The sequence below is a fragment of the Enterobacter cloacae complex sp. SYL003 genome (assembly GCF_049236925.1).
GTDB classification, from domain to species: domain Bacteria; phylum Pseudomonadota; class Gammaproteobacteria; order Enterobacterales; family Enterobacteriaceae; genus Enterobacter; species Enterobacter intestinihominis.
The window spans coordinates 87,342-101,727 of record NZ_JBMKJK010000009.1; the positions used below are offsets into that span (position 1 = coordinate 87,342).

The window sequence follows — 14,386 nt, forward strand, 5'->3', positions numbered from 1 at the left end:
GCTCCTGTTTAAGTTAAGACTTGGTTTGTTCTGACTGGCCAGCGGCCGACGCTTGTTGTTTGTCGTCAGATTTCACTTCCTGAGCTTTGACCTGCGCGCCAGGACGAACTTTTTGCAAACCAGTAATAATCACGCGATCGCCATCTTTCAGACCTTCCGTTACCAGCCACTTGTCGCCAATCGCCTGCGTTGCAGTGATATTGCGTGTTTCGACTTTGTTATCGGCACCCACAACCAGCGCGCTCGCATCGCCGCGTGGCGTACGGGTCACGCCTTGCTGCGGAACCAGAATGGCGCTTGGGTTAGTCCCTTCTTCAAGACGGGCGCGTACGAACATACCCGGCAGCAGGGTTTTATCCGGATTCGGGAAAATAGCCCGGATGGTGATAGAGCCGGTGGTCTGATCGACGGTCACATCAGAAAATTCCAGTGTGCCTGTCTGTGAGAACTTGATACCGTCGTTGGTAACCAGTTCAACTTTGGCTTTACCGTTTTCCTGTTTCAGTTGTCCGCTGGCAAGCTCCTGTTTGAGACGCAGGAAATCGTTGCTGGACTGTGTAACGTCAACGTAGATCGGGTCAAGCTGCTGCACGGTGGCCAGCGCGTTGGTTTGACCGTTCTGCACCAGCGCACCTTCGGTGACGGCTGATTTACCAATACGACCGCTGATAGGGGAGGTCACTTTGGTGTAGGCGAGGTTAATACGCGCGGTTTCTACCGCCGCTTTCGCCGCCACAACGGCTGCATTGGCTTGCTGTGCATCGGCCAGGGCAGAATCGTAATCCTGTTGGCTGATGTACTGCGTGCCGAGCAGTTTCTTGTAACGATTCAACGTCAGTTGCGAAATTTTGGCTGCCGCTTCTGCTTTCGCCAGATCGCCTTTAGCGCTCTCATAAGACGCCTGATAGGTTGCTGGATCAATCTGATAAAGAGACTCACCTGCTTTCACATCACCGCCTTCGGTGAAGTTACGTTTCAGGATGATACCGCTCACCTGCGGACGTACTTCTGCAATGCGATAGGCGCTGGTGCGGCCCGGTAGTTCTGTTGTCATCTGGAGAGGTTCGGATTTGAGCGTCACGACGCCAACTTCTGGCACCTGCTGAGCTCCTTGTTGAGCCTCTTTGTCGTCACATCCTGTAAGCGCTAAGCTGCCTGAGAGCATCAGAACGACCGCCAGAGGCGTTAACCCTCTGTTTTTGTTCATATGTAAACCTCGAGTGTCCGATTTCAAATTGATCAAGGGTCCTGAGTCTAAAAACCCATTGCTGCGTTTATATTATCGTCATGCTATGGTACATACATTCATAAATGTATGTAAATCTGACTCCTGTAAATTCATCAACGTATGGCACGAAAAACCAAACAACAAGCGCTGGAAACCCGACAACACATTCTGGATGTGGCAATGCGTTTGTTCTCACAGCAGGGTGTTTCGGCAACCTCGCTGGCGCAGATTGCTCAGGCCGCGGGCGTCACGCGGGGAGCGATTTACTGGCATTTTAAAGACAAGTCAGATCTGTTTGGTGAAATCTGGGAGCTTTCAGAGTCCAGCATCAGCGATCTTGAGAGTGAGTATCGGGCAAAATTCCCTCACGATCCACTCTCAGTATTAAGAGAAATATTAGTATATATCCTTGAAGCGACTGTTGTGGAAGAACGCCGACGTCTGATGATGGAAATCATCTTCCATAAATGTGAGTTTGTTGGCGAAATGGCGGTGGTTCAGCAGGCGCAGCGCGACCTGTGTCTGGAAAGCTACGATCGCATCGAGCAAGTTCTTAAGGAATGTATGCAGGCCGACATGCTTCCCGCTACGCTGTTAACGCGCCGGGCGGCGATCCTGATGCGCAGCTATATTTCCGGCCTGATGGAAAACTGGCTTTTCGCCCCGCAATCGTTCGATCTGAAATCAGAGGCGCGCAGCTACGTCGCGATTTTCCTGGAGATGTGCCAGCTTTGCCCAACCCTCCGCAGCGAGGGATCGCCGCTTACTGCCTGAATCTTTCCAGGAAATGTCTTAGAGGATTACCTTCCCGCTATTCTGCTTTAGCCGGGCGTGATATTCTTCACGCCCGACTATTTTCGGTCATTTCTCAGATCACATTCACGACTATGCTGCACACCTATCGCTCGACACATTCTGTTCTGGCCGTTTTTTTGATCCTGCTGTTTTTCTTTGCAGCCGCACCGCATTCCTGGGCCCGTGCAGACAACGGCAGTGACGTCCCGACGCGTGCCGAGGTTCAGTCGCAACTCGACACCCTGAATAAACAAAAAGATCTCTCCGCCCAGGAAAAGCTCGTTCAGCAGGACCTGACGGAAACCCTGGATACGCTGGATAAGATCGATCGCATCAAAGCCGAAACGGCCCAGCTGCGGCAGAAGGTCGCTCAGGCGCCGGAGAACATGCGTAAAGCAACGGAGGCCCTGAACGCGCTTAGCGACGTTGATAACGACGATGAAACCCGAAAAACGCTTGCCACGCTTTCGTTGCGCCAGCTCGAGTCGCGCGTGGCGCAGCTGCTGGACGATCTGCAAACGGCGCAGTCCGATCTCTCGACCTATAACAGCCAGCTGGTTTCGCTGCAAACCCAGCCTGAGCGCGTGCAGAACGCCATGTATTCTGCATCGCAACAGCTACAGCAGATACGTAACCGTCTGAATGGCATTACCGTGGGGGAAGGGGCGCTTCGACCGACCCAGCAAACGCTGCTGAACATCCAGCAGACGCTGCTGAACGCGGAGATTGAACAGCAGCGTAAGAGTCTGGAAGGCAACACGGTGTTGCAGGATGCGCTGCAAAAACAGCGTGACTACGTGAACGCGAATATCAACCGGCTCGAGCATCAGCTTCAGCTGTTGCAGGAGGCGGTGAACAGCAAGCGCCTGACGCTGACCGAAAAAACGGCGCAGGAAGCGGTCTCACCAGACGAAACGGCGCGTATCCAGGCCAATCCGCTGGTGAAGCAGGAGCTGGAGATTAACCATCAGCTGAGCGAGCGCCTGATTCAGGCGACTGAAAGCGGCAGCGCGCTGGTGCAGCAGAATATTAAAGTCAAAAACTGGCTGGATCGCGCTTTGCAGGCTGAGCGCAATGTCAAAGAGCAGATTGCCGTCCTGAAGGGAAGCCTGCTGCTGTCGCGCATTCTTTACCAGCAGCAGCAGACGCTGCCGTCCGCCGACGAGCTGGAAGACATGACCAACCGCATTGCGGATTTGCGTCTTGAACAGTTTGACGTTAACCAGCAGCGCGATGCCCTGTTCCAGAGCGATACGTTTGTTGCCAAAGTGGAAGAAGGCCATTCAAGTGAAGTAAACGGTGAAGTTCACGACGCGCTGTTGCAGGTTGTGGATATGCGCCGCGAACTGCTCGATCAGCTTAATAAGCAGCTGGGCAACCAGCTGATGATGGCGATTAACCTGCAAATCAACCAGCAGCAGCTGGTGAGCGTGTCTAAAAGCCTCCAGGAGATCCTGACCCAGCAGATTTTCTGGGTGAACAGCAACAAACCCATGGACTGGGACTGGTTTAAATCTTTCCCTGAAACGCTGAAATCCCAGATCAAAAGCATGAAAATTACCGTGAACTGGGAGAAAGCCTGGCCTGCGGTAATGATTGCCTTCCTTGCGGGTCTGCCTTTGCTGCTCATCGCCGGAGTAATACGCTGGCGTTTGAAATGGCTGAAGCAGTACCAGGCGAAGCTGGCCTCGGAAGTGGGGCAACTGCGTAACGACAGCCAGCTGCACACCCCGAAAGCGATCCTGATCGATCTGATCCGTGCTCTGCCGGTCTGCCTGCTGATCCTCGCCGTCGGCCTGATCCTGTTGACCATGCAGCTCAATATCAGCGACCTGCTGTGGGCGTTCAGCAAAAAGCTGGCGCTGTTCTGGCTGGTGTTTGGTCTGTGCTGGAAAGTGCTGGAAAAAGATGGCGTCGCGGTCCGACACTTCAACATGCCGGAGAAACTCACCAGCCACTGGCGTCGCCAGATTGTACGTATCAGCCTCGCGCTGTTGCCGCTGCACTTCTGGTCCGTTGTGGCCGAGCTTTCGCCGCTGCATCTGATGGATGACGTGCTGGGACAGCTGGTAATTATGCTGAACCTGCTGCTGATAGCCGTCCTGATGTGGCCGATGTGCCGCGACAGCTGGCGTGATAAAGAGTCCCACAATCTTCGTCTGGTCACCGTAACGGTGCTGGCGATCATTCCGCTGGCGCTGATGGTGCTGACGGCAACGGGTTACTTCTATACCACGCTTCGTCTGTCAGGACGCTGGATTGAAACCGTGTATCTGGTGATCCTGTGGAACCTGCTGTTCCAGACCGTGCTGCGCGGTTTGAGCGTGGCGGCGCGCCGCATTGCGTATCGTCGCGCTGTTGCCCGTCGACAGCATCAGGTTAAAGAGGGGGCTGAAGGGGCTGAGCCGCAGGAAGAGCCGACCATTGCCCTGGAGCAGGTCAACCAGCAAACGATGCGTATTACCATGCTGGTGATGATTGCGCTGTTTGCGGTGATGTTCTGGGCCATCTGGTCTGATTTAATTACCGTCTTCGCCTACCTCGACAGTATCACCCTCTGGCAATACAACGGTACCGAAGCGGGCGCTGCGGTAATGAAAAGCGTCACCATGGGCAGCCTGCTCTTTGCGCTGGTGTCGTCGGTGGTGGCCTGGGCGTTGATCCGCAACCTGCCTGGTCTGCTGGAAGTGCTGGTGCTCTCAAGGCTGAACCTGCGTCAGGGGGCGTCATATGCCATTACCACCATCCTGAACTACGTCATTATTATTGTCGGGGCGATGACGGTATTCGGCTCGCTGGGCGTCTCGTGGGATAAACTCCAGTGGCTGGCGGCGGCGCTGTCGGTAGGTCTGGGCTTCGGCTTGCAGGAGATCTTCGGTAACTTTGTTTCTGGCCTGATAATCCTGTTCGAACGTCCGGTGCGTATCGGCGATACCGTCACCATCGGCACCTTCTCCGGGACCGTCAGCAAGATCCGTATTCGTGCGACCACCATCACTGACTTCGATCGTAAAGAGGTGATCATCCCGAACAAAGCCTTCGTGACCGAGCGACTGATCAACTGGTCGCTTTCGGATACTACGACGCGCGTGGTGGTCCGACTCGGGGTGGCCTATGGTTCAGATCTGGATAAAGTGAAAGAGGTCCTGCTGGAAGCCGCGAAATCACATCCTAAAGTGATGCACGATCCTGCGCCTGACGTGTTCTTCACCACCTTCGGGCCAAGCACGCTGGATCATGAGCTGCGCCTGTACGTACGCGAACTACGCGATCGCAGCTACACCGTCGATGAGCTGAACCGCACCATTGACCGTCTGTGCCGTGAAAACAACATTAATATCGCCTTCAATCAGCTTGAGGTTCACCTGCGTAACGAGAAAGGTGACGAACATACGGAAGTGAAGCGCGAGATTAAGGGTGACGAAAACTCCGCCCCTCACCCTGCCCTCTCCCCAGAGGGGAGAGGGTAAAAAGCGAATCAGGGCAGATCTTTCAAACCGCACCTAACGGTCCCCTCTCCCTCCAGGGAGAGGGCTAGGGTGAGGGTGAGGGCAACCGGCCTTCACCTTTCCCTCAAAATCCCGCCGCACAATCTCCAGCGCTTTCAGCACCGTCTCCGCCGGGATCTCGTGATTCTCCAGCAGCATAATTAAATCGACGGCCAGCTTGACCTCGTCGGGGGCATTTTCCAGTGACATTAGTGGCTCCTGTTAACGGGTCAGGCGTTCAATGACGCGTTCAATCTCATCCAGCGCCTGACGGCAGCGGACGATGCGGCCTTCCAGCGCGCTGATTTCACGCATTAATAACTGCTGCTCTTGCAGCGTTTCGCTGGTGGTCAGGCGGGCTTCGCGCTCACACTTCATCTCAAACAGACGCCGCTCAAACTCCTGGTTCTCCAGCCGCTTGCGCTGCCATTTTCCGAGCCCAGGCGAGGCGCTGTCCCACGCCCGTAGCGGCCAGGCGGCGATTTCGCAGTGCAGGGCGGTGATCTGCTCAGTAAGATGCTCCGCAAGCCACACCACCTGTTCCTGCTGTTCACTCTCAACCGCGTGGCGAAGCTCGTCGAGGTTGGTCTGCATCTCAGCAAGGTAATCCTGAATGACGGTACTGCGGGTGCGGAAGAGCTGCCGGTCAAAGCGCGGTTTCAGCGTAGCATGTCCCATCAGCGGTGTGGCCTGCGCCCGCAGCGCGATCAGCTGATTTTGCAGCCTCTCAAGAAGCAGTGCTGTTTTCAATGCGCTCTCCAGTGGTAAAGTAGCCGTTCAGTTTGATAACGATTCGCATTATGCAGCGTACTATTTTAATCATCATTGGCTGGCTCGCGGTAGTGCTGGGTACGCTGGGCATCGTATTGCCCTTGCTGCCGACCACCCCGTTCATCCTGTTGGCCGCCTGGTGCTTCGCCCGCTCGTCGCCGCGTTTTCACCACTGGCTCCTGTACCGTTCGTGGTTTGGCGGCTACCTGCGGCACTGGCAAAAACACCGGGCCATGCCGCCCGGGGCCAAGCCGCGCGCCATTGCCTTCATCCTGATCACCTTCGCCGTCTCGTTATGGCTGGTGAAAATGATGTGGGTGCGCATTCTGCTGCTGGCAATCCTGGCCTGCCTGCTGATCTTCATGTGGCGGATCCCCGTGGTTGATGAAAAGCAACAAAAGCACTGAAGCCTCATCATGGCGGTTGCAATTATGGCGCACAGCCAGTAAATTCGACCGTTTTCGAGCACAGGTGCGCCTGGTCAAAGGTTAAACAACTGTTACTTTGACCGACTCGTCGCGCGCCGTGAGTAACACTGTTTCATTTAGGCACAAACCGATGACCGCAACTGCACAGCAGCTTGAATATCTGAAAAATAGCATCAAAAGTATCCAGGATTATCCAAAGCCTGGCATTCTTTTCCGTGATGTCACCAGCTTGCTGGAAGACCCGAAAGCGTACGCCCTCAGCATTGAACTGCTGGTTGAGCGTTATAAAAACGCCGGGATCACTAAAGTAGTAGGTACCGAAGCCCGTGGCTTCCTGTTCGGCGCACCGGTTGCGCTGGCGATGGGCGTGGGTTTTGTGCCGGTGCGTAAGCCGCGCAAACTGCCGCGTGAAACCATTGCTGAGAGCTATGAGCTGGAATACGGCACCGATCAGCTGGAAATTCACGTTGATGCCATCAAGCCAGGCGACAAAGTGCTGGTGGTGGACGATCTGCTGGCAACCGGCGGCACCATCGAAGCGACCGTGAAGCTGATCCGTCGTCTGGGCGGGGAAGTGACCGACGCGGCCTTCATCATCAACCTGTTCGATCTCGGCGGCGAGCAGCGCCTGGAAAAACAGGGTATTACCAGCTACAGCCTGGTGCCTTTCCCGGGACATTAATCCCGTATCTCACAACCTCGCTCAATGGGTGAGGTTGTGATAGCATTCCCCTCCATTAATTCACCTTCCAGCGTTGCAGAGCCTGCCCATGAGTTATCAGGTGTTAGCCCGTAAATGGCGACCACAAACCTTTGCTGACGTTGTCGGTCAGGAACATGTGCTGACGGCCCTGGCGAACGGCTTGTCGCTAGGTCGCATCCATCACGCCTATCTTTTCTCCGGCACCCGCGGCGTCGGTAAAACCTCTATTGCCCGTCTGCTGGCAAAAGGTCTGAACTGCGAAACCGGGATCACCGCCACCCCGTGCGGCGTATGTGACAACTGCCGCGAGATCGAGCAGGGGCGTTTTGTCGATCTGATCGAGATCGACGCCGCCTCGCGCACCAAGGTGGAAGACACTCGCGATCTGCTCGACAACGTGCAGTACGCCCCGGCGCGCGGCCGCTTCAAGGTCTATCTGATCGATGAAGTGCACATGCTGTCGCGCCACAGCTTCAACGCCCTGCTGAAAACGCTGGAAGAGCCGCCTGCGCATGTCAAATTCCTGCTGGCGACCACCGATCCGCAAAAGCTGCCGGTCACGATCCTGTCGCGCTGCCTGCAATTCCATCTGAAGGCGCTGGACGTTGAGCAGATCCGCGCACAGCTTGAACACATTCTTGATGAAGAAAAGATCGTTCACGAGCCGCGCGCCCTGCAGCTGCTGGCCCGCGCGGCGGACGGCAGCCTGCGTGATGCGCTGAGCCTGACTGACCAGGCAATTGCCAGCGGTGACGGTAAGCTTTCCACTGACGCGGTCAGCACCATGCTCGGCACGCTGGATGACGATCAGGCGCTGTCGCTTATCGAAGCGATGATCGCCGCCAACGGTGAGCGGGTAATGACCCTCGTCAACGATGCCGCCGCCCGTGGCATTGAATGGGAAGCGCTGCTGGTCGAGATGCTCAGCCTGCTGCATCGCGTGGCGATGCTGCAATTGTCTCCGTCGGCCATTGGCGCGGACATGGCGACCATTGAACAGCGGATGCGTGAACTTGCGCGCACCGTGCCGCCGGCTGACGTGCAGCTTTATTATCAAACCCTGCTGATTGGCCGCAAAGAGCTGCCGTTTGCACCGGATCGCCGGATGGGCGTTGAAATGACGCTGCTGCGCGCGCTGGCCTTCCATCCGCGCAAGCCATTGCCGGAGCCGGAAACGCCCCGGCAGTCCTTTGCGCCGGTTGCGCCGACCGCGGTAATGTCACCGCAGCAGGTGCCACCGCAACCGGCATCGCCGCCGCCGCAGAACGTGCCGCTGTCGGATGCCACCAGTTCGGTGCTTGCCGCACGAAGCCAGTTGCAACGCGCGCAGGGAGCAACCAAACCAAAAAAGAGTGAACCGGCAGCGCCTGCAAGAGCGCGGCCGGTGAACAACGCCGCGCTTGAACGACTGGCCTCGGTAACAGAGCGCGTGCAGTCGCGTCCGGCACCGTCCGCGCTCGAGCAAAAAGCCCCGGCGAAAGAAGAGGCATACCGCTGGAAGGCGACTACCGTTGTTGAAACGGTCAAGGAAGTGGTCGCCACGCCAAAAGCGCTGAAAAAGGCGCTTGAGCATGAAAAAACGCCGGAGCTGTCCGCGAAGCTCGCGGAAGAGTCCATCGAGCGCGACGCCTGGGCCGCTGAGGTCAGCAAACTTCAGCTGCCGAAGCTGGTGGAGCAGGTCGCGCTGAATGCCTGGAAAGAGCAGGAAGGCAATCAGGTGCGTCTGCACCTGCGCCCTGGCCAGCGGCACCTCAACTCCCCAGGCGCGCAAAAGGCGCTGGCCGAGGCGCTTACCGCATTACAGGGTGTGCCGGTTGAATTGACTATCATTGAAGATGATAATCCGGCGGTGAAAACGCCGCTCGAGTGGCGACAGGCGATTTATGAAGAGAAGCTCGCGCAGGCGCGCGAGTCGATTATCGCGGATAACAACATCCAGACCCTGCGCCGGTTCTTCGACGCCGATCTGGATGAAGAGAGTATTCGCCCCCTTTGATCGTGAGTCTGACTTACGGTTGTAATCCTTAACGTGAAAGAAGAGAGAAGCCTATGTTTGGTGGAAAAGGCGGTCTGGGTGGCCTGATGAAGCAGGCTCAGCAGATGCAGGAAAAAATGCAGAAGATGCAGGAAGAGATCGCTCAGCTGGAAGTCACGGGTGAATCGGGTGCCGGTCTGGTCAAGGTGACCATCAACGGTGCGCACAACTGCCGTCGCGTTGAAATCGACCCGAGCCTGCTCGAAGACGACAAAGAGATGCTGGAAGATCTGGTTGCAGCCGCGTTTAACGATGCCGCTCGCCGTATCGACGAAACCCAGAAAGAGAAAATGGCCTCTGTTTCCAGCGGTATGCAACTGCCGCCGGGCTTTAAGATGCCATTCTGATGCAAACCAGTCCGCTGCTCACGCAGTTAATGGAAGCACTGCGCTGCCTGCCGGGCGTTGGCCCGAAGTCGGCGCAGCGTATGGCGTTTACGCTATTGCAGCGCGACCGCAGCGGCGGGATGCGCCTGGCGCAGGCTCTGACCCGCGCCATGTCAGAAATTGGTCACTGTGCGGATTGCCGGACCTTTACCGAGCAGGACGTCTGTAACATCTGCACGAACCCGCGTCGTCAGGAAAACGGTCAGATTTGCGTGGTGGAGAGTCCGGCGGACATCTACGCCATCGAACAAACCGGGCAGTTTTCCGGCCGCTATTTCGTGCTGATGGGGCATCTCTCCCCGCTGGACGGCATCGGCCCGGATGATATCGGTCTCGATCGTCTTGAACAGCGTCTTGAGTCCGAGACGATCAAAGAGGTGATCCTCGCCACCAACCCGACGGTGGAAGGGGAGGCAACCGCCAACTACATCGCCGAGCTGTGCGCGCAGTACGGCGTTGACGCCAGCCGCATCGCCCACGGCGTGCCGGTCGGCGGTGAGCTGGAGATGGTCGACGGCACCACGCTGTCGCACTCGCTGGCCGGACGACACAAGATTATTTTCTGACCAAACGGAGGCTGCGTGCGCGGCCTCCGCTTGAAAATTCCCCCCCTTATCCCCATCTCTCACTCAACGTTTTACAACCCCATTAAATGGCATTGTTGAGGTCGACTTAGATGAAAGGACAAGAAACCCGTGGTTTCCAGTCAGAAGTAAAACAGCTTCTGCACCTGATGATCCATTCCCTGTATTCCAACAAAGAAATCTTCCTGCGTGAGCTGATTTCCAACGCCTCCGATGCGGCGGACAAGTTGCGCTTCCGCGCGCTGTCCAACCCGGATCTGTACGAAGGCGATGGCGAACTGCGCGTGCGCGTCTCTTTTAATAAAGAGAACCGCACCCTGACGATTGCCGATAATGGCATCGGGATGAACCGCGACGAGGTGATCGACCATCTCGGCACCATCGCTAAATCCGGCACCAAAGCGTTCCTCGAGTCCATGGGCTCTGACCAGGCGAAAGACAGCCAGCTGATCGGTCAGTTCGGCGTAGGCTTCTACTCGGCATTCATCGTGGCGGATAAAGTCACCGTGCGCACCCGCGCCGCGGGCGACAGCGCCGAAAACGGCGTGCTGTGGGAATCCAAAGGGGAAGGCGAATACACCGTTGATGATATCACCAAAGCGGATCGCGGCACCGAAATCACTCTGCACCTGCGCGAAGGCGAAGACGATTTCCTGAACGACTGGCGCGTACGCTCCATCATCAGCAAATATTCTGACCACATCGCGCTGCCGGTGGAGATTGAAAAACAGGAAGAGAAAGACGGCGAAACCGTGGTTTCCTGGGAGAAAATCAACAAGGCGCAGGCGCTGTGGACGCGCAACAAAGCTGAAATTAAAGACGACGAGTACAACGAGTTTTACAAGCACATCGCCCACGACTTTACCGACCCGCTGACCTGGAGCCACAACCGTGTGGAAGGGAAGCAGGAGTACACCAGCCTGCTGTACATTCCGGCGCAGGCGCCGTGGGACATGTGGAACCGCGATCACAAGCACGGCCTGAAGCTGTACGTGCAGCGCGTCTTCATCATGGACGACGCCGAGCAGTTCATGCCGAACTACCTGCGCTTTGTGCGTGGCCTGATAGATTCCAACGATCTGCCGCTGAACGTCTCCCGTGAAATTCTCCAGGACAGCACCGTCACCCGTAACCTGCGTAACGCCCTGACCAAGCGAGCGTTGCAGATGCTGGAAAAACTGGCGAAAGACGATGCGGAAAAATACCAGACCTTCTGGAAACAGTTCGGCCTGGTGCTGAAAGAAGGCCCGGCGGAAGACACCGCGAACGTGGAAGCTATCGCTAAACTGCTGCGCTTCGCCTCTACGCACAACGACTCCTCCGCCCAGACCGTATCGCTGGAAGAGTACGTCTCCCGAATGAAAGAAGGGCAGGAGAAGATCTACTACATCACCGCCGACAGCTATGCGGCAGCGAAGAGCAGCCCGCATCTGGAGCTGCTGCGTAAGAAAGGCATCGAAGTGCTGCTGCTGTCTGACCGCATCGACGAGTGGATGATGAACTACCTGACCGAGTTCGACGGTAAATCCTTCCAGTCCGTTGCTAAAGCCGACGAGTCTATCGATAAGCTGGCGGATGAAGTGGACGACAGCGCGAAGGAAGCCGAGAAGGCGCTGGAGCCGTTCGTTGAGCGCGTGAAAACCCTGCTGGGCGACCGCGTGAAAGAGGTGCGCTTCACGCACCGTCTGACCGATACGCCAGCCATTGTCACCACCGATGCGGACGAAATGAGCACCCAGATGGCGAAACTGTTCGCTGCGGCGGGCCAGGCCGTGCCGGAAGTGAAATATATCTTTGAGCTTAATCCGGATCATCCGCTGGTGAAACGCGCGGCGGATACCCAGGACGACGCCCGCTTTGCGGAGTGGGTTGAACTGCTGCTGGATCAGTCCCTGCTGGCCGAGCGCGGCACCCTGGAAGATCCTAACCTGTTCATTAAACGTGTGAATGCGCTGCTGCTGGCGTAATACAAAACCTACCCCTCACCCTGGCCCTCTCCCCAAAGGGGAGAGGGTATAATCGTCCCCTCTCCCCTTTGGGGAGAGGGTTAGGGTGAGGGGGCATTCTCGCACTAACCCAAATAATCTCCCCCCGTTAACCGTTTCAGCCTCCCCGCCTTCCTTGAGCGATACCCGTTCTGGTGGTATTGTTTAGCGCTTTTGAAAAATTGAATCGACATTTGAGGGGATTTTCGCAATGCGTATTATTCTGCTTGGCGCTCCGGGCGCGGGTAAGGGAACTCAGGCTCAGTTCATCATGGAGAAATACGGTATTCCGCAAATCTCTACTGGTGACATGCTGCGTGCCGCTGTTAAATCTGGCTCCGAGCTGGGCAAACAAGCTAAAGACATCATGGACGCAGGCAAGCTGGTGACCGACGAACTGGTTATCGCGCTGGTAAAAGAGCGCATTGCTCAGGAAGACTGCCGCAATGGTTTCCTGCTGGACGGCTTCCCGCGCACCATTCCTCAGGCTGACGCCATGAAAGAAGCTGGCATCAACGTGGATTACGTGCTGGAGTTCGATGTACCGGACGAACTGATCGTTGACCGTATCGTTGGCCGTCGCGTGCACGCTGCCTCTGGCCGCGTTTACCACATCAAATTCAACCCGCCTAAGGTTGAAGGCAAAGACGACGTGACCGGCGAAGAGCTGACCACCCGTAAAGACGATCAGGAAGAAACCGTGCGTAAACGCCTGGTGGAATACCATCAGATGACCGCACCGCTGATCGGCTACTACTCCAAAGAGGCGCAGGCGGGTAACACCAAATACGCGAAAGTTGACGGCACCAAAGCCGTGGCTGACGTACGTGCAGAGCTGGAAAAAATCCTCGGCTAAGCGCACCTCTCTCACCCGGAGCCCCGGGTGAGAAAAATTCTCATCTTACCTATTACAGCAATGGGTTTCGTTTAAACGCATTTCCGCTACAATTGACAGCCTATCAAATGGTTAAGAGGCGTGAATGAGTCAGGCGAAAACCGGCATCCTGCTTGCCAATCTGGGCACCCCAGAAGCACCTACTCCAGCGGCGGTAAAACGCTACCTGCGACAATTTTTAAGCGACACGCGCGTCGTGGATACCCCAAGACTGCTGTGGTGGCCACTGCTGCGTGGTGTCATTCTGCCGATTCGTTCTCCGCGTGTAGCAAAGCTCTATCAGTCCGTGTGGATGGAAGAAGGCTCGCCGCTGATGGTCTACAGCCGTCGTCAGGAGAAGGCGCTGGCCGCCCGTCTGCCGGACATGCCCGTTGCGCTCGGTATGAGCTACGGTAAGCCATCCCTGGAAAGCGCCGTCGACTCTCTGCTGGCGCAGGGCGTTGAACACATTGTGGTGCTGGCCCTTTATCCGCAGTATTCGTGCTCCACGGTGGCTGCCGTCTGGGACGAACTGGCACGCATTCTGGCGACCCGCCGCCGTATACCGGGCATCACCTTTATCCGCGACTACGCCGATAACGAGCTGTACATTCAGGCGCTTGCCAGCAGCGCGCGCGCGTCGTTTGAAAAACACGGCGAGCCGGATCTGCTGCTGCTCTCCTATCACGGTATTCCGCAGCGTTTCGCGAACGAAGGGGACGATTACCCCCAGCGTTGCCGCGATACCACCCGCGAGCTGGTCTCCGCCCTCGGCCTGCCGCCTGAGAAGGTGATGATGACCTTCCAGTCGCGCTTCGGCCGTGAACCGTGGTTGACCCCGTATACTGATGAAACGCTAAAAATGCTGGGCGAGAAGGGCGTGAAGCACATTCAGGTTATGTCGCCGGGCTTCTCGGCGGATTGTCTGGAAACGCTGGAAGAGATTGCCGTCCAGAACAAAGAGTTCTTCATGGAGGCCGGCGGAACGAAATACGAATACATTCCTGCGCTTAACGACTCCCCTGAACACATCGATATGATGGTGTCACTGGTCACCACCCGCCGCTGATCGCGTTACGGGCCGGGTTTGTGCTACCATTCCCGGCCCG

At 56.7% G+C, this 14,386-nt stretch carries 13 protein-coding genes and 1 other annotated feature; of the genes, 10 read left to right on the top strand and 3 right to left on the bottom strand.

Going from position 1 to position 14,386, the window contains the following annotated elements; translation table 11 throughout:
• Positions 1–13 precede the first annotated feature (13 nt).
• The gene (acrA, locus tag ACOT1A_RS13405) at positions 14–1,207 is read right to left on the bottom strand and encodes a multidrug efflux RND transporter periplasmic adaptor subunit AcrA (RefSeq protein ID WP_022647272.1); all 1,194 of its coding nucleotides are present in this window, start codon (positions 1,205–1,207) and stop codon (positions 14–16) included.
• 141 nt (positions 1,208–1,348) lie between these two features.
• Here acrA and acrR point away from each other — a divergent pair, with 141 nt between their 5' ends.
• The gene (gene acrR / locus ACOT1A_RS13410; protein WP_032621623.1) at positions 1,349–2,002 is read left to right on the top strand and encodes a multidrug efflux transporter transcriptional repressor AcrR; all 654 of its coding nucleotides are present in this window, start codon (positions 1,349–1,351) and stop codon (positions 2,000–2,002) included.
• A 113-nt stretch (positions 2,003–2,115) separates the two neighbouring features.
• Entirely contained in the window at positions 2,116–5,493 is a 3,378-nt protein-coding gene (mscK, locus tag ACOT1A_RS13415) for a mechanosensitive channel MscK (RefSeq protein WP_023305598.1), read from the top strand.
• Between the two features lie 33 nt (positions 5,494–5,526).
• Here the strand turns inward: mscK and rsmS are convergent, their stop codons facing one another.
• Both rsmS and priC read right to left on the bottom strand, forming a co-directional pair.
• Positions 5,527–5,721, bottom strand: coding sequence for a pleiotropic regulatory protein RsmS (gene rsmS, locus ACOT1A_RS13420; RefSeq protein WP_022647275.1), 195 nt, complete (start codon positions 5,719–5,721; stop codon positions 5,527–5,529).
• 12 nt (positions 5,722–5,733) lie between these two features.
• Positions 5,734–6,261 (bottom strand): primosomal replication protein N'', encoded by a 528-nt coding sequence (gene priC, locus ACOT1A_RS13425; protein ID WP_276170055.1) that lies wholly within the window; start codon positions 6,259–6,261, stop codon positions 5,734–5,736.
• Positions 6,262–6,311: 50 nt separating this feature from the next.
• Between priC and ACOT1A_RS13430 the strand changes: the two genes are divergently transcribed.
• The 8 genes from ACOT1A_RS13430 (at position 6,312) to hemH (ending at position 14,346) form a co-directional block, all read left to right on the top strand.
• Positions 6,312–6,689, top strand: a complete 378-nt coding sequence (locus ACOT1A_RS13430) for a DUF454 family protein (protein ID WP_001189855.1) — start codon at positions 6,312–6,314, stop codon at positions 6,687–6,689.
• Positions 6,690–6,840: 151 nt separating this feature from the next.
• On the top strand, positions 6,841–7,392 hold the full coding sequence (gene apt / locus ACOT1A_RS13435; RefSeq protein ID WP_000127359.1) for an adenine phosphoribosyltransferase: 552 nt from the start codon (positions 6,841–6,843) through the stop codon (positions 7,390–7,392).
• Positions 7,393–7,480: 88 nt separating this feature from the next.
• Positions 7,481–9,409 (top strand): DNA polymerase III subunit gamma/tau, encoded by a 1,929-nt coding sequence (gene dnaX, locus ACOT1A_RS13440; RefSeq protein WP_023299467.1) that lies wholly within the window; start codon positions 7,481–7,483, stop codon positions 9,407–9,409.
• Positions 8,739–8,803: a sequence feature (DnaX frameshifting element), on the top strand. It overlaps the preceding gene by 65 nt.
• A 53-nt stretch (positions 9,410–9,462) precedes the next feature.
• Positions 9,463–9,795 carry a YbaB/EbfC family nucleoid-associated protein gene (locus ACOT1A_RS13445; RefSeq protein WP_003858972.1) on the top strand — a complete coding sequence of 111 codons (333 nt, stop codon included), beginning with the start codon at positions 9,463–9,465 and terminating at the stop codon, positions 9,793–9,795.
• Entirely contained in the window at positions 9,795–10,400 is a 606-nt protein-coding gene (gene recR / locus ACOT1A_RS13450) for a recombination mediator RecR (protein WP_006809843.1), read from the top strand. The genes ACOT1A_RS13445 and recR overlap by 1 nt, the downstream gene beginning before the upstream one ends.
• A gap of 110 nt (positions 10,401–10,510) precedes the next feature.
• Positions 10,511–12,385 carry a molecular chaperone HtpG gene (htpG, locus tag ACOT1A_RS13455; RefSeq protein WP_015571245.1) on the top strand — a complete coding sequence of 625 codons (1,875 nt, stop codon included), beginning with the start codon at positions 10,511–10,513 and terminating at the stop codon, positions 12,383–12,385.
• Between the two features lie 229 nt (positions 12,386–12,614).
• Positions 12,615–13,259 (top strand): adenylate kinase, encoded by a 645-nt coding sequence (gene adk, locus ACOT1A_RS13460; RefSeq protein ID WP_022647279.1) that lies wholly within the window; start codon positions 12,615–12,617, stop codon positions 13,257–13,259.
• A 124-nt stretch (positions 13,260–13,383) separates the two neighbouring features.
• The gene (gene hemH, locus ACOT1A_RS13465; RefSeq protein WP_017383216.1) at positions 13,384–14,346 is read left to right on the top strand and encodes a ferrochelatase; all 963 of its coding nucleotides are present in this window, start codon (positions 13,384–13,386) and stop codon (positions 14,344–14,346) included.
• The last annotated feature ends 40 nt before the right edge of the window (positions 14,347–14,386 follow it).